17 protein-coding genes and 1 riboswitch are annotated in these 17,935 nt (G+C 69.4%); of the genes, 14 read left to right on the top strand and 3 right to left on the bottom strand.

The annotated features are described in order from the left end of the window. Positions 1 to 71: 71 nt before the first annotated feature. The 9 genes from TSB10GB4_RS16060 (at position 72) to TSB10GB4_RS16020 (ending at position 9,423) form a co-directional block, all read left to right on the top strand. On the top strand, positions 72 to 755 hold the full coding sequence (locus tag TSB10GB4_RS16060) for a GntR family transcriptional regulator (protein WP_186396544.1): 684 nt from the start codon (positions 72 to 74) through the stop codon (positions 753 to 755). Positions 756 to 2,091: 1,336 nt separating this feature from the next. Continuing rightward, positions 2,092 to 3,030, top strand: a complete 939-nt coding sequence (locus TSB10GB4_RS16055; protein WP_186396543.1) for an NAD(P)-dependent oxidoreductase — start codon at positions 2,092 to 2,094, stop codon at positions 3,028 to 3,030. Then, positions 3,023 to 4,288 (top strand): alpha/beta fold hydrolase, encoded by a 1,266-nt coding sequence (locus TSB10GB4_RS16050; RefSeq protein ID WP_244570929.1) that lies wholly within the window; start codon positions 3,023 to 3,025, stop codon positions 4,286 to 4,288. Before TSB10GB4_RS16055 ends, TSB10GB4_RS16050 begins: the two co-directional genes overlap by 8 nt. 11 nt (positions 4,289 to 4,299) lie before the next feature. After that, on the top strand, positions 4,300 to 4,710 hold the full coding sequence (locus TSB10GB4_RS16045) for a carboxymuconolactone decarboxylase family protein (protein ID WP_186386529.1): 411 nt from the start codon (positions 4,300 to 4,302) through the stop codon (positions 4,708 to 4,710). Positions 4,711 to 4,760: 50 nt separating this feature from the next. After that, positions 4,761 to 5,990, top strand: coding sequence for an ABC transporter substrate-binding protein (locus tag TSB10GB4_RS16040; protein ID WP_208984834.1), 1,230 nt, complete (start codon positions 4,761 to 4,763; stop codon positions 5,988 to 5,990). Between the two features lie 85 nt (positions 5,991 to 6,075). Next, positions 6,076 to 6,966 carry a branched-chain amino acid ABC transporter permease gene (locus TSB10GB4_RS16035; protein ID WP_244570928.1) on the top strand — a complete coding sequence of 297 codons (891 nt, stop codon included), beginning with the start codon at positions 6,076 to 6,078 and terminating at the stop codon, positions 6,964 to 6,966. Further along, on the top strand, positions 6,963 to 7,952 hold the full coding sequence (locus TSB10GB4_RS16030; RefSeq protein ID WP_186396541.1) for a branched-chain amino acid ABC transporter permease: 990 nt from the start codon (positions 6,963 to 6,965) through the stop codon (positions 7,950 to 7,952). The genes TSB10GB4_RS16035 and TSB10GB4_RS16030 overlap by 4 nt, the downstream gene beginning before the upstream one ends. After that, a complete protein-coding gene (locus tag TSB10GB4_RS16025) occupies positions 7,949 to 8,689 on the top strand; it encodes an ABC transporter ATP-binding protein (RefSeq protein ID WP_186396540.1) in 741 nt (246 codons plus the stop codon). Before TSB10GB4_RS16030 ends, TSB10GB4_RS16025 begins: the two co-directional genes overlap by 4 nt. Then, entirely contained in the window at positions 8,689 to 9,423 is a 735-nt protein-coding gene (locus TSB10GB4_RS16020) for an ABC transporter ATP-binding protein (RefSeq protein ID WP_371328911.1), read from the top strand. Before TSB10GB4_RS16025 ends, TSB10GB4_RS16020 begins: the two co-directional genes overlap by 1 nt. A 56-nt stretch (positions 9,424 to 9,479) precedes the next feature. On the opposite strand, the gene TSB10GB4_RS16015 is transcribed toward TSB10GB4_RS16020, so the two are convergent. From TSB10GB4_RS16015 to rnk, 3 genes are all read right to left on the bottom strand, one after another. Next, positions 9,480 to 10,223 carry a sulfite exporter TauE/SafE family protein gene (locus TSB10GB4_RS16015; protein WP_186386533.1) on the bottom strand — a complete coding sequence of 248 codons (744 nt, stop codon included), beginning with the start codon at positions 10,221 to 10,223 and terminating at the stop codon, positions 9,480 to 9,482. 29 nt (positions 10,224 to 10,252) lie between these two features. Continuing rightward, complete coding sequence (locus tag TSB10GB4_RS16010; protein ID WP_186386534.1) at positions 10,253 to 10,804, bottom strand: nucleoside-diphosphate kinase; 552 nt, start codon at positions 10,802 to 10,804, stop codon at positions 10,253 to 10,255. Positions 10,805 to 10,968: 164 nt separating this feature from the next. Next, complete coding sequence (gene rnk, locus TSB10GB4_RS16005) at positions 10,969 to 11,400, bottom strand: nucleoside diphosphate kinase regulator (RefSeq protein ID WP_186386535.1); 432 nt, start codon at positions 11,398 to 11,400, stop codon at positions 10,969 to 10,971. A gap of 427 nt (positions 11,401 to 11,827) precedes the next feature. Next, a riboswitch (cobalamin riboswitch) is annotated at positions 11,828 to 12,044 on the top strand. A gap of 179 nt (positions 12,045 to 12,223) precedes the next feature. Here rnk and TSB10GB4_RS16000 point away from each other — a divergent pair. The 5 genes from TSB10GB4_RS16000 to TSB10GB4_RS15980 are packed head-to-tail and all read left to right on the top strand — an operon-like array spanning position 12,224 to position 17,894. Then, a complete protein-coding gene (locus TSB10GB4_RS16000; RefSeq protein WP_186396539.1) occupies positions 12,224 to 14,206 on the top strand; it encodes a TonB-dependent siderophore receptor in 1,983 nt (660 codons plus the stop codon). Continuing rightward, positions 14,181 to 15,089 (top strand): ABC transporter substrate-binding protein, encoded by a 909-nt coding sequence (locus TSB10GB4_RS15995; protein WP_186396538.1) that lies wholly within the window; start codon positions 14,181 to 14,183, stop codon positions 15,087 to 15,089. Before TSB10GB4_RS16000 ends, TSB10GB4_RS15995 begins: the two co-directional genes overlap by 26 nt. Beyond that, positions 15,086 to 16,084: an iron ABC transporter permease gene (locus TSB10GB4_RS15990; RefSeq protein ID WP_186396537.1), complete on the top strand. Its 999-nt coding sequence runs from the start codon at positions 15,086 to 15,088 to the stop codon at positions 16,082 to 16,084. The genes TSB10GB4_RS15995 and TSB10GB4_RS15990 overlap by 4 nt, the downstream gene beginning before the upstream one ends. Continuing rightward, complete coding sequence (locus tag TSB10GB4_RS15985; protein WP_186396536.1) at positions 16,081 to 16,869, top strand: ABC transporter ATP-binding protein; 789 nt, start codon at positions 16,081 to 16,083, stop codon at positions 16,867 to 16,869. The genes TSB10GB4_RS15990 and TSB10GB4_RS15985 overlap by 4 nt, the downstream gene beginning before the upstream one ends. Continuing rightward, positions 16,866 to 17,894: a hypothetical protein gene (locus TSB10GB4_RS15980; protein WP_186396535.1), complete on the top strand. Its 1,029-nt coding sequence runs from the start codon at positions 16,866 to 16,868 to the stop codon at positions 17,892 to 17,894. The genes TSB10GB4_RS15985 and TSB10GB4_RS15980 overlap by 4 nt, the downstream gene beginning before the upstream one ends. The last annotated feature ends 41 nt before the right edge of the window (positions 17,895 to 17,935 follow it).

Raw genomic sequence — 17,935 nt, 5'->3', positions numbered from 1 at the left:
GCGCGCGGCGCGGGATGTGCTATTCAACGCCGAGCAACCGGAGCCCGGCCGGCTCGGAGAAAGTGGACTCGATGGAACAGCCGAGACTGAGAATCTCGAAAGAGCGCGCGACGATCCGCCATTTGGTGGAAGAGAAGATGCGCGAACTGATCGCCACCGGCCATTTCAAGCCGGGCGACCGTCTCATCGAACGCGAACTCTGCGAGACTTTCGATGTCGGGCGCACCTCGGTGCGTGAGGCCCTGCGGCAGCTTGAGGCGGAAGGCCTGATCCGCACCGAGCCGCATCGCGGCCCGATCGTCACCAAGGTCTCCTTCGGGGAGGCCCAGCAGCTCTACCAGCTTCGCGCGCTGCTGGAAGGGTTCTGCGGCGCCGAATTCGCCGTCAAGGGCAGCGACGAGGAACACCGTCGGCTCCACGCCGCCTGCGAGGCCTTCGCCGCGGCGGCGGAAGGCAAGGCGCCGACCGAGCAGCTCGTCGCGCGCAAGGCGGAGTTCTATCGCTGCCTGATCGCGGGGGCGCGCAACATCTATGTCGAGGACATGCTGACCTCGCTGCACAACCGCGTCTCGATGCTGCGCGCGACGACGATGACCCAGCCGCACCGGCTGCCGAAAAGCGTCGAGGAAATCCGCGACATCACCCGCGCGATCTGCGCCCGCGATGCCGACTGGGCGCGCCAAGCGAGCATCACCCATGTGGAAGAAAGCAGCAAGATCGCCCTGCAACTGCTCAGCGACGCAGAGGTCGCCTGAGGGGGATACCACTTTCTCAGGACGTCATCCCGGCCGCAGGCGAAGCCGGAGAGCCGGGAGCCATTGGCAACCTCGGCAGGGGTGAGGCGGGACGGCGTGAGGCGGGACGGTGTCGCTCCTTTCGCTGCTGCCGTTTTGCTGGCTCCCACCTCTCCTTGGCGTCTTCCCGGACGAGGCCGAAGGCCGAAGATCCGGGACCGGGGAGGCACGGCGGTTGCGGGTTCGTTCGGGGGGGGCCTCGTGAGGCTCTCGGCTCTCCGATCCCGCATCTTCGCTGCGCTTCGTGCGGGATGACGCGAGGAGAGATTGGCGCGTCCCCGCCGCCGCTCTGGCAACGAATAGGCCCCGGCTCTGCGCTGCGCGCGGCCGGGGTGACGGCTGAGAGGATGCGGGGCGGTGCCTCCGTCTCGGAGGTCATCCCGGCCGCAGGCGAAGCCGGAGAGCCGGGAGCCATTGGTATCCTCGGCAGGGGTGGAGTGGCGTCTCCTGTCCGGCATCCCGCCTGCGGCTGACATTCGCTCCATCCTCTCCTTGCGTCTTCCCGGACGAGGCCGAAGGCCGAAGATCCGGGACCGGGGAGCCACGGCGGGCGTGGTGTTGTTCGCGAGTGCCGTCGACAGGCTCCCGGCTCTCCGATCCCGCATCTTCGCTTACGCTTCGTGCGGGATGACGCGGGGAGGGATTGGCGCGTCCCCGCCGCCGCTCTGGGAACGAATAGGCCCCGGCTCTGCGCTGCGCGCGGCCGGGGTGACGGCTGAGAGGATGCGGGGCGGTGCCTCCGTCTCGGAGGTCATCCCGGCCGCAGGCGAAGCCGGAGAGCCGGGAGCCATTGGTACCCTCGGCAGGGGTGGAGTGGCGTCTCCTGTCCGGCATCCCGCCTGCGGCTGACATTCGCTCCATCCTCTCCTTGCGTCTTCCCGGACGAGGCCGAAGGCCGAAGATCCGGGACCGGGGAGCCACGGCGGGCGTGGTGTTGTTCGCGAGTGCCGTCGACAGGCTCCCGGCTCTCCGATCCCGCATCTTCGCTTACGCTTCGTGCGGGATGACGCGAGGAGAGATTGGCGCGTCCCCGCCGCCGCTCTGGCAACGAATAGGCCCCCCGACGCGCGCCCCCCGACGCCCTCGCGCCCTTCTTCTTGCGCATGTTCACACCCGCATCGCGATCTCGGCCGCGGCGGGTTTGCCAGCAGGGGCAGGCGGTTGCGCGACTGATTGACAGATTGTCTGATAATCTGCTAATGCCGTCCTGTCAGTTATGCAGAGGCCGCAAGCAGGGGCCGGAGAGGCCGCGCGGCGGCGTCCGGCGAAGCGTTGCGGCAGGCGGGGAGTTGCGGACATGGTCGGGCAGTCGGGCCAGCAAACGGGCCAGCAGACGGGCCAGAAATCAGGTGCGGCCACGAAGATCGCCTTCATCGGCCTCGGGCGGATGGGGCTGCCGATGGCGGTCAACCTGCTGAAGGCCGGCTTTGACGTGACCGGCTACGACCGCTCGAAGGAGGCCGGTGCGGCCTTCGCCGCCAAGGGCGGGAGGTCAGCGGCGAGCGCCCGCGCGGCAGCAAACGGTGCCGACATCGTCATCACCATGCTGCCGACCTCGGCCATCGTCGCCGCCTGCCTCATTGGCGAAGAAAACGCGCTGGCGGATGTGGCGCCGGGCGCGCTGGTGATCGACATGAGCTCGTCGGTGCCCGCCGACACGCTGAAGCTCGCCGAAGAGCTGACGGCGCGCGGCCTGTCGCTGGTCGATGCGCCGGTCTCCGGCGGCGTCGGCAAGGCCATCGACGGCACGCTGGCGATCATGGTCGGCGGCGAGGCGGGCGATGCGGTCCGCGCCGAGCCGGTGCTGAAGGCGATGGGCGAGCGGATCTTCCTCGCCGGCAAGCTGGGCGCCGGCCATGTGATCAAGGTGCTGAACAACTACGTCTCGGCGGCCGGTGCGCTGGCGGCGGTGGAAGCACTGATCGTCGGCCGCGAGTTCGGCCTCGACGAGGGCGTGATCACCGACATTCTCAACGCCTCCACGGGGCGCAACAACACGACCGAGAACAAGGTCAGGAAGTTCATCCTGTCGGGCGCCTTCAACTCCGGCTTCGACCTGGCGCTGATGTCGAAGGATATCGGCATCGCGGCGGGGCTCGCAGGCGACCTCGGCCTCGACATGAAGCTGCTGGCGCGAACCTTTCAGGAGTGGACCGCGGCGACCGACGAGCTGCCGGCCGGCGCCGACCACACCGAGATCTACCGCTATGTCGACGGCGGGGCGCGCCGTGGCTGACCTGCTCGCCGCCCTTGCCGGCCACCTTCAGGCCGCCTCCGGCGACCCGGAGCTGACCCGGCTGTCGCCGGGCCTTGCCGTGGCGCTGGCGATCCGCGCGGGCGAGGCGCGCGCCGTGCTGCGGATCGCGGAGGGCAGGGTGGAGCCGGCGGGCGCGGACGCGTCCGCCGATATCGAGATGATCCTCGGCGAGGGCGTGCTGGAGAAGATGCTCCAGGTGCCGCCGCCGCCGCGCCACCAGGGCTTCACGGCGCTGCAGATCGCCAATCCGGGCGTAACGGTCGAGGGCGATGCGCTGGGGCTTGCCAGGGCACGCGCCGCGCTGGAGCGGCTGTTCGAACTGGCGCTCGCCGCGCCCGAACTCGCCGCGCCGAGGCGCACCCGCCGCACCGAGGGGATCACCGGGCGCCGCGTCGCGCTCGACTGCGCCGAAGGGCCGCTGGAGATCCACACCGATATTGCCGGGCGCAAGGGCGCCGTGCCGCTGGTCTTTTTGCACACGGCGGGAGCGGATGCGCGCCAGTTCGAGGCGCAGATGGCCGACAGCGCGCTGGGCGATGCCTATGAGCTGCACGCGCCGGACATGCCGTTCCACGGGCGCTCGATGCCGCCGCTTGGCTGGGACGGCGCGCCCTACGCCCTGACGGCGGAGCGCTATCTCGACTGGGTGAGGGCCTATCTGGCGCAGGTCGTCGGCCGGCCGGCGATCCTTGCCGGCTGCTCGATGGGCGCGGCGGTGACACTGGTCTGCGCGGCCCGCGCGCCGGAGCTGCTGCGCGGCGTGCTGGCGATCGAGCCGCCCTACCGCGCCAAGGGGCGGATCCACCGCGGCCAGAACGATGTCGGCGTCCATGCCGGCCTGCACAACGGCGCCTTCGTGCGCGGGCTGATGGCGCCGACTTCGCCGGAAGGCTACCGCCGCCGCGCCGCCTGGATCTACTCGCAAGGCGCGCCGGGCATCTATCAGGCGGATCTTGGCTTCTACTCGCTGGAATTCGACGGCGAGGAGACCGCCCCGAAGGTCGATGCGCGGCGGCTGCCGGTGGTGCTGCTGTCGGGCGCCTACGACTATTCGGCAACGCCGGAGGACGGCGCGCGGCTCTGCGCCCTGATGCCGGGCGCCCGCCAGATCGTCATGCCCGATCTCGGCCATTTCCCGATGACCGAACATCCCGACCTTTTCGCCGGCTACCTGGACCAGGCGCTGGCGCTCCTCGCCGCCGGACCCGGCGACCAACCCTCGAACGCGAGCAACTGAAGGAAGTGAACATGAGCACGAAGACCATGCGTCCCGACGGCACGCCGGCCGGCGAACGCTTCGAAGCCGGCCTCAAGACCCGCCGCGAGGTGCTGGGCGACGACTACGTGAACGCCTCGGTCAACAAGGCGACGGACTACAACTGGCCGATGCAGCAGCTCGTCACCGAATATTGCTGGGGCGATGTGTGGAACCGTCCCGGCCTCGGCCGCCGCGAACGCTCGATCCTCAATCTCGGCATGATCTCGGCGCTCGGCCGCAGCCACGAGCTGCGCCTGCATGTGCGCGGCGCGATCAACAACGGCCTCACCAAGGAAGAGATCCGCGAAATCATGCTGCAGGTCGCGATCTATTGCGGCGTGCCGGCGGGCATCGACAGCTTCCGCACCGCCCAGGACGTCTTCGACGAGATGGGCATCTGATTGCGCCGTGCCCGGAGCGACATCCGGGCAATCATTCCAGGGAGGAAGCAATGACCAAGACCACGACGAAATCCCCGTTCAGCCTGTCGCGCCGCCAGGTGCTGGCGGCCGGTGCCGCAACGGCGCTGACCATGCCGTTCTATGCGCGCCGGGGCTTTGCCGCCGACACGATCAATGTCGGCGTGATCCAGCCGCTGTCGGGCGCCAATGCCCAGTTCGGCATCAACTCACGCAACGGCATCCAGCTCGTCGCCGACGAGATCAACGCCGCCGGCGGCATCCAGTCGATGGGCGGGGCGAAGATCAACCTGATCATCTCCGACGCCACCTCCAACCCGACCCAGGCCGCGACCGTGGCGCAGCGGATGATGTCGCAGGACGGCGTGTGCGCGGTGCTCGGCGCCTTCGCCTCGTCGCTGACGCTGGCGATCTCCGAGGTGACCGAGCGGCGCGGCGTGCCGCTGCTGACCATGTCCTTCTCGGACCAGGTGACGGGGCGCGGCTTCCGCAACATCTTCCAGGTGGTGTCCAAGGCCTCGCAACTCGGCAGCGCGACGATCACCCATACGCTCGACCTTGCCCGCAAGGCCGGCGACGAGATCAGCAAGATCGCCATCATGTACGAGGACACCGCCTACGGCACCTCGCAGGCCGGCGGCCTGCGCGCGGCGGCGGAGGCCAACGGCATCGAGGTGGTGATGGACGAGGCCTATCCGCTCGGCATCACCGACGTGTCGCCGCTGATCAATCAGCTTCGCCGCACCCAGGCCCAGGCGGTGTTCCCGGTCTCCTACCTCAACGACAGCCTGCTGATCATCCGCAACATGCGCCAGCAGGGCATCAACCTGCCGACCATCGGCGGCGCGGCCGGCTACATCATCCCCGACTTCCGCAACGGCCTCGGCGAGCTTGCCGACGACGTGCTGTCGATCTCGCCGGCGGCCTACGACCAGGCGCCGGAGTTCACCGAGCGGTTCCGCGAGCGCTTCGGCTATTTCATGGTGCACGAGGCGCAGGAGCACGCCGCCTGCATGGGCGTGCTGGCCTCGGCGCTGGAGAAGGCCGGCAATGCCGACCCGCGCCAGCTCCGCGAGGTCATCGCCGCCGAGACCTTCGACGAGGGCTGGGCCACCGTCATGTCGGGCGGCAAGATCAAGTTCGACGAGACCGGCCTCAACATCCACGCGGTGCCGATGATGGTGCAGTGGCGCGGCGACGAGCTGGTGACCGTCGCCCCGGCGGACTACGCCAAGGCCGAGGCCGTCTGGCACCGCCTCTGATCCCGACCTCAAGCCCCCGCTGAGGGGCTGCCAGGCGACCGGGAGGGTCCTCAAGCACCCTCCCGGCGAACCTTGTGAGGGGACCATGGAATACCTCATCATCCTGCTCCAGACCCTGCTCGACGGGATCATGATCGGCGGCGTCTACGCGGTGCTGGCGATCGGTCTCAGCCTCGTTTTCGGCGTCATGCACATCGTCAACTTCGCCCATGCGGAGTTCATGATGATCGGCATGTTCATCGGCTGGGCGTGCTGGCACTTTCTCGGCCTCGACCCGATGCTCGGCGCCTTCATCGCGCTCGCCGTGACCTTCGGCTTCGGCATGGTGCTGCAGCGCGTGCTGATCCGCCCGGTGCTCGGCGCGCCGCAGGTCGCGCAGATCTTCCTGACCGTCGGCATGCTGTTCGCGCTGGAAAACGCCGCGCTGATGATCATGGGCGCCGAATACCGCTCGGTGACGACGCCTTACCAGACGCAGTCGCTGACGCTGTTCTCCCACGGCACGGAGCGGGTGCTGGTCGGCATGGACAAGCTCTACGCCTTCCTGATGGCGCTGCTGTCGGGCAGCGCGGTGTGGCTGTTCCTCAACAAGACCCGCTTCGGCGCGGCCATGCGCGCGACCTCGCAGGACCCGATGGCGGCCAAGCTGATGGGCGTCAACACGGACTTGATGTACGCGGTCGCCTTCGGCCTCGGCGTCGGCACCACCGCCTTCGGCGGCTCGGTCGTGCTGCCCTATATCACCGCCTCGCCGGCGGTCGGCTCGGGCTATGCGGTGCTGATGTTCACGGTGGTGGTGCTCGGCGGCCTCGGCTCGGTGACCGGCGCGATCATCGGCGGAATCGCCGTCGGCATCATCCAGTCCTTCTCCGCCCTGTTCATGCCGATCCAGCTCCAGAACCTCGCGCTGTTCGTGGTGTTCATCCTGGTGCTGGCGCTGCGGCCGGAAGGCATCGTCGCCCGGAGGCGCTCATGACCCGCGCCGAGACCCTGTCCATCGCGCTTCCCGCGCTGGTCGTGCTGGCGCTGATCATCGCCCCGCTCGGCCTCGATCCCTATGGCTACACGCTGCGCATCCTGTGCCTGATGCTGCTGTTCTGCGCGATGGGCCAGGCCTGGAACATCGTCGGCGGCCTCGCCAACCAGATCTCGCTCGGCCACGCGGCCTATTTCGGCATCGGCGCCTACAGTTCGACGATCCTGTTCGGCTCGTTCGGCCTCTCGCCGCTGATCGGCGTGTTCGTCGGGATGTTCCTGGCGGCGTTCTTCGCGCTGGTGCTGTCGCTGCCGACGCTCCGGCTGAAGGGCCACTATTTCGCGCTGGCGACGCTTGCCGCCGGCGAGGTCGCCCGCGTCGTCGCCAATTCCTGGACCAGCCTGACCGGCGGACCGGTCGGCATCTCCGTGCCCTACCGGCCCGATGCCGGCTTCTGGGCGCTGCAGTTCCAGACCGTGCTGCCGAACTATTACCTGTTCCTCGGCGCCATGGTCCTGGTGTCGCTGGTGTTCTGGCGCGTCCAGACCTCGGCCTTCGGCTACCGGCTGCGGGCGATCAAGGAGAACGAGACGGCGGCCGAGGTGATCGGCGTCAACACCTACCGGGTGAAGCTGCATGCCTCGCTGCTGTCGGCGGTGCTGACCGCGATGCTCGGCACGCTCTATGCCCAGTTCCAGTTCTTCTTCGATCCCGACACGATCTTCGGCGTGGCGACGATCTCGGTGAAGATGGCGCTGATCGTCATCCTCGGCGGTGCCGGCCGGCTCTATGGCCCGTGGATCGGCGCGGCGGTGATCATTCCGCTGGAAGAGATGGCCAATTCCTATCTCGGCAACTCCATCGCCGGCCTGTCGCAATTCGCCTATGGCGTGCTGCTGATCGTGGTGATCCTGCTCAACCCGCGCGGCCTGATCTCGCTGTTCGAGTCGCTGCGCGACCGGCTCAAGCGGAGGCAGCGCGCATGAGCGGCCAGCTTCTCGAGGTGCGCAACGTCACCCGCCGCTTCGGCGGCCTGGTGGCCAATTCCAACGTCGCCTTCACCGTCGCGCCGGGCGAGATCGTCGGCCTGATCGGCCCGAACGGCGCCGGCAAGACGACGCTGTTCAACGTGCTGGTCGGGATCTATCCGCCGAGCTCGGGCGAGGTGATCTTCGACGGCAAGAGCATCGGCGGGATGAAGCCGCACCAGATCGCCAAGGCCGGCCTGACCAAGACGTTCCAGAACGTCGCGCTGTTCGCCGAAACCTCCGTGCTCGACAATGTGGTGACCGGCGGGCTGGTCAACCGCAGCCTCACGGACGCGCGCCGCTTCGCCGCCGAGTGCCTGGAGCGGGTCGGCATCGGCGCCATCGCCGGCAAGAAGGCGGGCGACCTGTCCTTCCCCGAGCGCGCCCGCGTCGAGGTGGCCCGTGCCCTGTGCACCTCGCCCAAGCTCCTGCTGCTGGACGAGGTGATGGCGGCGCTGACGCCGGCGGAGATGGAGGAGATCATCGAGCTGGTGCGCTCGCTGCGCGAGGAGGGCATGACCTTCATCGTCGTCGAGCACCACATGAAGGCGGTGATGAAACTGTGCGAGCGGCTGATCGTGCTGAATTTCGGCGAGATGATCGCCGACGGCACGCCGCAGGAGATCGCCAGCAACCGCAAGGTGCTGGACGCCTATCTCGGCGCCAATTTCTCGACGCAAGGGGAGGGCCACTGATGCAGGCCACGGCCAGTCACACGGACGTCCTGCTGGAGATCGGCGAGCTGACCGCCGGCTATGGCGCCCAGCCGGTGCTGCACGGCATCTCGCTGCATGTGGCGCGCAACGAGTTCGTTGCCGTGATCGGCGCCAACACCGCCGGCAAGAGCACGCTTTTGCGCGCGATCTCCGGCCTGCTGCCGCAGTGCCGGGGCCGCATCGCCTTCGAGGGGCGCGACCTGACGCGGATGAAGGCGCATCAGATCGCCGGCCTCGGCATCGCCCATGTTCCGGAAGGGCGCCATGTCTTCCCGGAGATGACGGTGGAGGAAAACCTCAGGATGGGCGCCTTTTCGCATGCCGACAAGGGAGCGGTGCAGCAGGCGCTGGAGCGGGTGTTCGAGCTGTTCCCGCGGCTGAAGGAGCGGCGTGCGCAATATGCCGGCTCGATGTCCGGCGGCGAGCAGCAGATGGTGGCGGTCGGCCGCGGCATGATGCTGGAGCCCAAGCTCCTCATCCTCGACGAGCCGAGCCTCGGCCTTGCGCCGATGGTGGTGGAGGAGATGCACCAGCGCTTCCTCGACATCCACCGCTCCGGCGTCACGGTGCTGCTGGTCGAGCAGAACGTGTCGCTGGCCCTGCACAGCGCGGAACGGGCCTATGTGATGGCCTCGGGCGCGATCGAGATCGAGGGTTCGGCCCGCGAGCTGCTGCATGACGACCGCATCCGCAAGGCCTATCTGGGCATCTGAGCGCGGGTCTCCGGCCGGCACGCCACGCCGGAGACCTGCCGTCAGGCGACCTGCCGTCAGAAGACCAGGCGCCAGAAGAAGATGACACTCATGAGCCCGCCGACGGCGATGACGATGGCCCGCACCGCCTGTCGCGGCAGCGCGCGGGCGACCGGCGCGCCGGCATAGCCGCCGATGGTGGCGGCGACCATCATCAGGATGGCCTGCGGCCAACTGACGAGACCGGCCGCGGCGAAGGTCGCGACCGAGATGGCGGAGAGGACGAAGGAAAGGCCGGTCTTCAGCCCGTTCATCGTGTTGAGGTCGCGCAGGCCCCACAGCGAGAACAGCGCCAGCAGCACGATGCCGAGGCCGCCGTTGAAATAGCCGCCATAGATCGACACCAGCACGGTACCGAGCGGCCCGCCGGGCGCAAGGCGCTGCCGCTGCGCCCAGATCTGCAGCCGGTCGGCGAAGGCGAAGGTGAGGGTGGCGGCGAGCAGCAGGAAGGGGACGACAGCCGAGAACGCCTCGTTGGAGGAGACCAGCAGCAGCAAGGAGCCGAGGAACCCGCCGAGCGCCGTGACGAGGACGACGCGCAGCAGCAGGCCCCGATCGATGGCGGCAATCTCCTTGCGGAAGCCGACGGCGCCGCCGAGATAGCCGGGAAACACGGCAACCGCGCTCGTCGCATTGGCCGCCACCACCGGCACGCCGGTATAGACGAGCGCGGGGAAGGTGAGGAAGGTGCCGCCTCCCGCGACCGTGTTGAGCATGCCGGCGGCGAAGGCCGCCGCCGCCAGCACCAGGTAATCGAGCATGGCTGTCGTCTCCAGATCGGACGCGGGCGTCAGGCCGCCGAGGGGCCGGGGTCTTCCGGCCCCTTATAGCCGCCGGCCGGCGGGCCGTCCGCGCCGGGCAGGGCGCCATGCACCAGTTTCAGCACGGGCCGGCGCCGCGCCGGCTCGGGAATCGCCTGCGGCAGGCCCTCCGGCGTCGTGCCGCCGCGCCGGGCGGCCTCCGGCTGGAAGTGGACCTTCTGCAGCAGGACCCGCTCGGGGTGTCCGGCCGCGTCCGTCAGAACGAATTCCTCGCCCTCCGACAGGCCGAGCAGGGCCAGCCCGCGCCGGGTGGTGATCGGCAGGAACATCCCCATCGGCATGGACAGGTGGTCGTGCGAGATCACCCGCGTGTCGGGCGGGCGGCCGTCGACGCTGTAGGTGACGCGGCTGCTCAAGGTGGCGACCGTCTCCGGCACGTCCTCGCGGAAGACGATGGTCGCCGTCTCGAGCTTGCGCTTGAGGATCGGCACGAGAGGATCCTCGCGGCCGCGGCGGCGGTCGCGCATCACCTCGAGAATGGTGAAGTCCTTGGTGGTCAGGATGCAGGTCTCGGTGGACATCGCAGGTCTCCAGCGCTCCGTCCGTGGAGCGGCAAAGGTGAAACGGATCGGAGTCCCCTGGCTGCCGGGTCGGCAGCGCAGGGGTTAGGATCCTGCGATGAGACAGCCTCCGAAAATCGCCAGCCGGTCGCGCGGCTTCGGCTCTTTGGTCGACGCGGTGGCGCTCATGCCGGCCGCGCCTCGGCCTCGGCCACGGCGGGGGGCTCGACGCTCTCCACGGTCAGCCGGTGGGTGCGCCCGTCGAGAGCCGTCCAGTCGATGGACTGGCCGGCGGACAGGCCGACCAAGGCGGCGCCGATCGGGGTGAGGACGGAAATCTTGCCCTCGGCGATATTGGCCTCGCCCGGGAAGACCAGCGTCACGGAACGGTCCTCGCCGGCATCGGTGGTGAAGCGCAGCCGCGATCCCATGCGCACGACGTCGGCGGCAATGCGCCGGTCGTCGACGATGCGGGCGCGATCGAGCTCGCTCGCCAACTGCTCGGCGACAGCGGGATTGCGGGTGGAAATGGACTCGGCAAGCCCGGACAGCCGCTCGTGGTCGGAGCGGGTCACGGTGATGGCGGGCTTGCGCCGCTTGCGGGTATCTGGAGCCATTCTCGGCGTCCTTGCAATGTTGTAAGGCCGCCGACGCACAAAGGCGCGCGTCGGGCGGTCTGGATCTCGTGAGGGGAAGTGTTCGCCGCCGTTATGGCCTGCTGTGTGCCCGCGAGGGGACGAGCCGGCCTATGCCCCGCGGCCGGGGCGCGACGCGACCTAGCCGGGGGTCAGTGTCCCGCGATGGGGCACACCCTGAAAACGCAAATCTGGCGCGGTGCGGTCGTGTTCATGCCCCGAAGGTCGGTGCTTGGCCGGCGAAAGTCAAGTGGTGGCTTTTGCGACCCGGCGACGGCGGGAACGGATTCGCCCACTGGAGGGAGCGCGCCCCCCGCCCCGCCACGCCCGAAGATCACCTGACGCAGCGTCCGGTTGCAGCGGCGAACGGGACTGCGACAGACGATTGACTCGGGCGCGCGAAACCGCTCTCTTTGACGCCGACAGAGGTTCCGGACATGTCCGGATGAAAAGGGAACACGGTGAGGCGTACCCAACAGGGACCGAAACCGTGGCTGCCCCCGCAACTGTGAACGGAGAGTGGACGTTCGAAGGCCACTGACCCCGCCGCCAAAGGCAGGGTTGGGAAGGTGAATGTCCGCGATGACCCGTGAGCCAGGAGACCTGCCCCTGTCGGTCACCCGATCTTCGACGCGGGGTGTGTCGAGGCGCGGCTTTCCGTTGAGGTGACACCCGAAAACCGCCTGCGTCCGCAGGCCGCCGCCTTGCGTCTTCGCGCTTGGGGGCGTGCCTGCGTCCGCCGGCTCGTGCCGTATCGCGACGGAGCGCCGAGGGGCGTTCCGGCGCACGTCAGGGGTGTGTCTGGATGAGGTTCATTTTGAGGGGCGCCTTGCGCGCCCGGCCGTTGGCTGCCGTGCTGGGGGCCGGAATGGGGGCGGCGATGATTGCCGCGCCGGGCGATGCCCGCGGTCAGGATTTTGAAGAGGAGGCGACGCAGCTCGACCGGATCGTCGTCTCGGCCGGGCGCACGCCGGTCGCCGCCGAGGCGGTGGGCCGGGCGCATACGGTGATCACGGGCGAGGAGCTGGAGACGACGCAGACGCGCTATGTCGCCGATGCGCTGCGCAAGGTGCCGGGCATCGCCGTCTCGCGCACCGGCGGCAATGGCGGCATGACGCAGATCCGCATCCGCGGCTCGGAGGCCAACCACGTTCTGGTGCTGATCGACGGCATCGAGGTGGCGGCGACCTCCAGCGGCGAGTTCGACTTCGGCGGATTGCAGGTCGCCGATATCGAGCGGATCGAGGTGCTGCGCGGCCCGCAAAGCGCCATCTACGGCTCCAATGCCAGCTCGGGCGTCATCGCCATCACCACCAAGGGCGGCCTGCGCAACGACCTGGAAATCACCGGCCGGGCGGAAACCGGCACCGACAGGACGGTGGCCGGCCATGTCGGCGTGCGTGGCGGCGGCGAGAGATACGACATCGCCGTCTCCGGCGCCTGGCGCCAGAACGAGGGCTTCAACATCTCGCAATTCGGCTCGGAAAAGGACGGCGACCGCAACGCCACGCTGAACGGCCGCTTCAACTGGGACATCACCGACGCGCTGAGCCTCGATCTCAGCGCCCGCTATGTCGACCGCAAGTCGGACACGGACGACCAGGACTTCGCCTGGCCGCCGACGCCGACGGAGGGCCTCGTCATCGACACGCCCGGCTACAACGCGACGAAGGAATTCTACACCGGCGTCGGCCTGTCCTGGTCGCTGTTCGACGACCGGCTGGTGCAGAAGGCGCGGGCCAGATACACCGGGCTGGAGCGGCGCGGGTTTGGCAGCGGCAGCCTGAACGGCAATGACGACCGCCGGCTGCACCTCAGCTATCAGGCGACGGTGAGCGCCGAGACGCCGGACTTCCTCGATGCCGAGCACAGTCTGACCGGCGCCGTCGAATGGGAGCGCGAGCACTACAAGAACGCGTTCCCGAGCTTCGATCCCTCGCAGATCCCCGGCAAGCAGCGCGACCTGACCAGCTATGTCGCCGAGTATCGCGGCGCCTTCCTCGACACGGTGTTCCTGGGAGCGGGCCTGCGGTACGACCGCAACGACCAGTTCAAGGACACGCTGACCTACAGCGCCAGCGCCGCCTATCTGCTGCGCGAGACCGGCACGCGCTTCCATGCCTCGATCGGCACCGGCGTCACCAATCCGACCTTCTTCGAGCAGTTCGGCTTCATCCCGGCGAGCTTCACCGGCAATCCGAACCTCAGGCCGGAGAAGAACTTCGCCTGGGACATCGGCATCGAGCAGCGGTTCTGGGACGGGCGGGCGGTCGCCGACGTGACCTATTTCAACGAGCGGCTGGAGGACGAGATCTGGACGCCCTGGGTGCCGGGTGTCGGCTCCTCGCCGGCCAATATGGCGGGCACCAGCAAGCGCCAGGGCATCGAGGTGTCGCTCGGTGTCGAACTGCTCGCCGACCTCTCCGTCAAGGGCACCTATACCTATCTCGATGCGACCGAGCCGAGCGGGCTGGAGGAGGTGCGCCGGCCCAAGCACTCGGCCTCGCTCAGCCTGGTGCGCGGCTTCGACGAGGGACGGGGAACCGTCTTTCTCGATGCGATCTTCAACGGCCGGATGAAGGACAGCGAGTTCATCAGCGCGACGCCGCAGACCCGGGTGACGCTCTCCGAGTATTTCCTCGTCAATGTCGGCGCCGACTACAGGGTCTCGGAGAATTTCATGGTCTATGGACGGGTCGAGAACCTGCTCGATCAGCGATACCAGGAAGTCTACAGCTATCGGGCACAAGGATTGACCGCCTATGCGGGCATCAAGGCAAGCTTCTGACGCAAGGCGCGGGGCGGCGGGGCGTGTCCTCGCCGTCCTGCTGGCGCTGGCGCTGGCGGTTCCGGCCCCTGCGGCTCTGGCGGCGGGCGAGGCGCCCCGGCGCGTCGTTTCGATGAACCTGTGCACCGACCAGATCGCCATGCTGGTGGCCGCGCCCGGCCAGCTCATCTCGGTCTCGCATCTGGCCGCCAAGCCGGACGTCTCGTTGATGAGCGCTGAGGCGGCGGGGCTTGCGATCAATCACGGGCTGGCGGAGGAGATCTTCCGCCTCGACCCCGACCTGGTGGTGGCCGGTACCTATACGACGCGGGCGACGGTCAACCTGTTGCGGCGCCTGGGGCGCCGGGTGGAGGAATTCCGCCCCGAGGCGAGCTTCGCCGACATTCGCGAAAACGTCCGCCGGATGGGCGAGCTGCTGGGGCGCGAGGCTGAGGCCGCGCGGCTGATCGCCGCCTTCGACGCCGAGGCGACGGCGCTGGCCGCCGCACCGCCGGGCGAGAATGCTCCGGTGCTCGGCTCCTTCGGCGCCAACAGCTACACGTCGGGTGCCGGCACGCTGGAAAACGCCATCGTCGGCGCGGCGGGCCTGCGCCATCTCGGCGAGGATCTGGCGATCACCGGCACGACGCGGCTGCCGCTGGAGGTCTTGGTGCTGGCCGATCCGGACTATGTGCTGCTGTGGGAACGCTCGCGCAATGATCCCTCGCGGGCGGCGGACATCCTGCGCCATCCGGCGCTCGATGCGCGGTTTTCGAGCGAGCGGCGGCTTTCCGCCGACAGCCGCGCCTGGATCTGCGGCACGCCGCTGACGCTGGAGGCGGTCAAGCGGCTGCGCGCCGAGGCCAGCGGCGGGACCTCCAGGCATAGGGAGGCCGGCCGATGAGCGCGGACCGCCGCTATCCGCTGCTGCTGGCGGGCCTTGGCCTGCTGGCCGCGCTGCTGTTCCTTGCCTCGCTCGGGATCGGCCAGGTGTGGATCGATCCGCTGACGCTGACGGCAGCGTTCAACGACACGGACAGCGCCGAGGCGCTGATCCTCGCCGAGATCCGCCTGCCGCGCGCGCTGCTGGGCGCGGGTATCGGCGCGATCCTCGGCCTGTCGGGGGCGGTGCTGCAGGGCTTCCTGCGCAATCCGCTGGCCGAACCGGGCCTGCTCGGCATTTCCGCGAGTGCCTCGCTCGGCGCGGTGATCGCGATCTATGCCGGGCTGACGGCGCTGCACCCCTACGCGCTGCCGCTCTGCGCGCTGGCCGGGGCGCTGGTTGCGGTGATGCTGGTGCAGATGCTGGTGGGGCGCTCGGGCGACATTCTCGTCATCATCCTCGCCGGTGTTGCCCTGTCCTCGCTCGCCGGGGCGCTGACCTCGCTGGCGCTGAACCTGTCGCCGAGCCCCTTCGCGGCGCTGGAGATCGTCTTCTGGATGCTGGGGTCGCTGACCGACCGCAGCCTCGTTCATGTCGGGCTGGCGCTGCCGTTCATCGCGGTCGGCGGCGTCATGCTGGCGCTGACGGGGCGGGCGCTGGATGCGCTGGCGCTCGGCCCGGACGTTGCCCGCAGCCTCGGCATCGACCTCGACCGCACGCGGGTGCTGGCGGTGGTGGGCACCGCCATCGGCGTCGGCGGGGCGACGGCGGTGAGCGGCGCCATCGGCTTCGTCGGGCTGATCGTGCCGCATCTGCTGCGCCCGCTGGTCGGCCACCGGCCCTCGCGCCTGCTGCCGGCGAGCGCGCTGGGCGGGGCGGCCTTCCTGCTGGCCGCCGACATCGCGGTGCGGGTGGTGATGCCCGACCGCGACCTGAAGCTCGGCGTCGTCACCGCCCTTCTCGGCGCGCCGTTCTTCCTCTGGCTGCTGGTGAGCCTGCGCCGGAGGACGGCATGATCCGTCTCGACTGCGACAGCGTCACCGTGCGCCGGGGCGCGCGCGAGACTTTGCGGGGGATCTCGTTTTCCTGCGAGCGGCCGCAGCTCGTCGGCGTGATCGGCCCGAACGGGGCGGGCAAGTCGACCCTGATGCGGGCGATGACCGGATTGCAGGCCCATGCGGGCAGCCTCCGCTGGCAGGGACGCGAGCTTACCGCGATGCCGGCAAGCGAGCGCGCCCGACTGATCGGCTACATGCCGCAGGAGCGGACGGTGCATTGGCCGATGGAGTGCATCGAAGTGGTGCTGCTCGGCCGCCTGCCGCATCGCGGCGGGTTCGGCGGGGCGTCGGCCGACGACCTGCGCCAGGCCCGCGAGGCGATGGAGCGGATGGACGTCACTGGCTTTGCCCGCCGGCCCTTCGACACGCTGTCGGGCGGCGAGCAGGCGCGGGTGCTGATCGCTCGGATGCTGGCGCAGGCCCCGCATGCCTGCATCGCCGACGAGCCGGTGAACGGCCTCGACCCGGCGCACCAGATCGCCCTGATGCAGGTGCTGGCCGACCTTGTCGTGGAAGGGCGGCCGGTCTTCGTGTCGCTGCACGACCTGACGCTGGCGAGCCGCTGGTGCGACCGGCTGCTGCTGCTCGACGGCGGACGGCTCGTTGCCGACGGGGCGCCGGGCGAGGTGCTGGACGAGGCCCGCCTTGCCGGCGTCTACGGCATCCGCGCCGAACATATCGACATCGGGGGGCGGCCCTCCGTCGTCCCCAGCCACCTGATTGCCAGGGAGGGACCACGTTGAGCCTCATCGACATTCTTGCGGAACGGCTGGCCGACCGCGATGCCGGCTGGAGCATCGGCTCCTTCGGCGCCATCGCCGAGTTTCACCAGCGCGCCGACGACGAACTGCGCCTCGACCGGCCGCAGGAGCTGTGCCGGGTGACCGGCAAGGGCGGCATCCGCCTCGATCCGCAGGCGGTGAGCGAGGCGGCGGCCATCGCCTTCGAGACGCTGAGCCCGCGCGCGCATCGCTGGGGCCAGGGGCTGGCGCTGTGCCTGCCAGAGGAGCAGGCCGCGGTGACGCGACGGGCGGTGCTGAGCGAGCTGGGGCCGGACGCGGACGCCCTGCGCGAGGAGGACAGGGGCGCGGTGCTGTTCGACATGGGGCTGGCGCAGCCGCAGATCGAGTTCTGCATCCGCACCAATGATCCGGAGTTGCTGGCACTCCTGCGGGACACTGCCGGCCGCTCGGTGATGGATCCGCAGAACCCGGCGATGGCGGCGATCCTGCGGGCGCATCCGCACCGGGTGGTGCGGTCCAAATTGGGGCGGGTCGAGGTCTACCAGAAGATCGGCGGGCCGGACACCGGCGGCGTCTCGCCGGACGGGCCGCACACCCATGTGCTGCCGAAGCTCCTGCGCTCCGGGCGCACCCACTCGGCCAACACGCCGATCCCGCAAGGGCTGGTGCCCTGCGCCATGCTGCATCCGGCAAGCGCGGTGGCGGGGTCGCAAGGAGAGGACATCGCCTTCGACGCCGCCCGCCACGAGGCGTTCCAGGAGCTGCTGCGCCGCTATGGCCTGCCGGACTATGTGGCGATCAAGGACAGGGTGCTGGACGCGCTGGAAGAGGGGATGGAGGACGCGCTCACCGAGCCGGACAGCCGGCTGACCCGCACGGGCCTGCGCATTGCGCTGCGCCAGCTCGGGCGGCAGGCGGAGGCGGTCGGCCGGCCGAACCTTGCCCGGCGCATCGACCTGCTGCGCCGGCGCTTCGACCGGGCGGAGGAGCCCGGCGAGGCGGACGAGGACCGGCCGGGCCACTGAGGCACTGAGGCACTGAGGCACTGAGGCCGGCGGGCGGCGTC

The sequence above is a fragment of the Stappia sp. TSB10GB4 genome, assembly GCF_900185745.1.
Taxonomy (GTDB): Bacteria; Pseudomonadota; Alphaproteobacteria; order Rhizobiales; family Stappiaceae; genus Stappia.
The sequence above is the reverse complement of the archived record's forward strand: the minus strand, read 5'-3'. Positions and strand labels throughout refer to the sequence as shown.

Excerpts from the sequence above, each read along its gene's own strand:
- TSB10GB4_RS16060 (WP_186396544.1), top strand. The coding sequence starts at position 72 with ATGGAACAGCCGAGACTGAGAATCTCGAAAGAGCGCGCGACGATCCGC.
- TSB10GB4_RS16055 (WP_186396543.1), top strand. The coding sequence starts at position 2,092 with ATGGTCGGGCAGTCGGGCCAGCAAACGGGCCAGCAGACGGGCCAGAAA.
- TSB10GB4_RS16045 (WP_186386529.1), top strand. The coding sequence starts at position 4,300 with ATGAGCACGAAGACCATGCGTCCCGACGGCACGCCGGCCGGCGAACGC.
- TSB10GB4_RS16040 (WP_208984834.1), top strand. The coding sequence starts at position 4,761 with ATGACCAAGACCACGACGAAATCCCCGTTCAGCCTGTCGCGCCGCCAG.
- TSB10GB4_RS16035 (WP_244570928.1), top strand. The coding sequence starts at position 6,076 with ATGGAATACCTCATCATCCTGCTCCAGACCCTGCTCGACGGGATCATG.
- TSB10GB4_RS16030 (WP_186396541.1), top strand. The coding sequence starts at position 6,963 with ATGACCCGCGCCGAGACCCTGTCCATCGCGCTTCCCGCGCTGGTCGTG.
- TSB10GB4_RS16025 (WP_186396540.1), top strand. The coding sequence starts at position 7,949 with ATGAGCGGCCAGCTTCTCGAGGTGCGCAACGTCACCCGCCGCTTCGGC.
- TSB10GB4_RS16020 (WP_371328911.1), top strand. The coding sequence starts at position 8,689 with ATGCAGGCCACGGCCAGTCACACGGACGTCCTGCTGGAGATCGGCGAG.
- TSB10GB4_RS16015 (WP_186386533.1), bottom strand. The coding sequence starts at position 10,223 with ATGCTCGATTACCTGGTGCTGGCGGCGGCGGCCTTCGCCGCCGGCATG.
- TSB10GB4_RS16010 (WP_186386534.1), bottom strand. The coding sequence starts at position 10,804 with ATGTCCACCGAGACCTGCATCCTGACCACCAAGGACTTCACCATTCTC.
- rnk (WP_186386535.1), bottom strand. The coding sequence starts at position 11,400 with ATGGCTCCAGATACCCGCAAGCGGCGCAAGCCCGCCATCACCGTGACC.
- TSB10GB4_RS16000 (WP_186396539.1), top strand. The coding sequence starts at position 12,224 with ATGAGGTTCATTTTGAGGGGCGCCTTGCGCGCCCGGCCGTTGGCTGCC.
- TSB10GB4_RS15995 (WP_186396538.1), top strand. The coding sequence starts at position 14,181 with ATGCGGGCATCAAGGCAAGCTTCTGACGCAAGGCGCGGGGCGGCGGGG.
- TSB10GB4_RS15990 (WP_186396537.1), top strand. The coding sequence starts at position 15,086 with ATGAGCGCGGACCGCCGCTATCCGCTGCTGCTGGCGGGCCTTGGCCTG.
- TSB10GB4_RS15985 (WP_186396536.1), top strand. The coding sequence starts at position 16,081 with ATGATCCGTCTCGACTGCGACAGCGTCACCGTGCGCCGGGGCGCGCGC.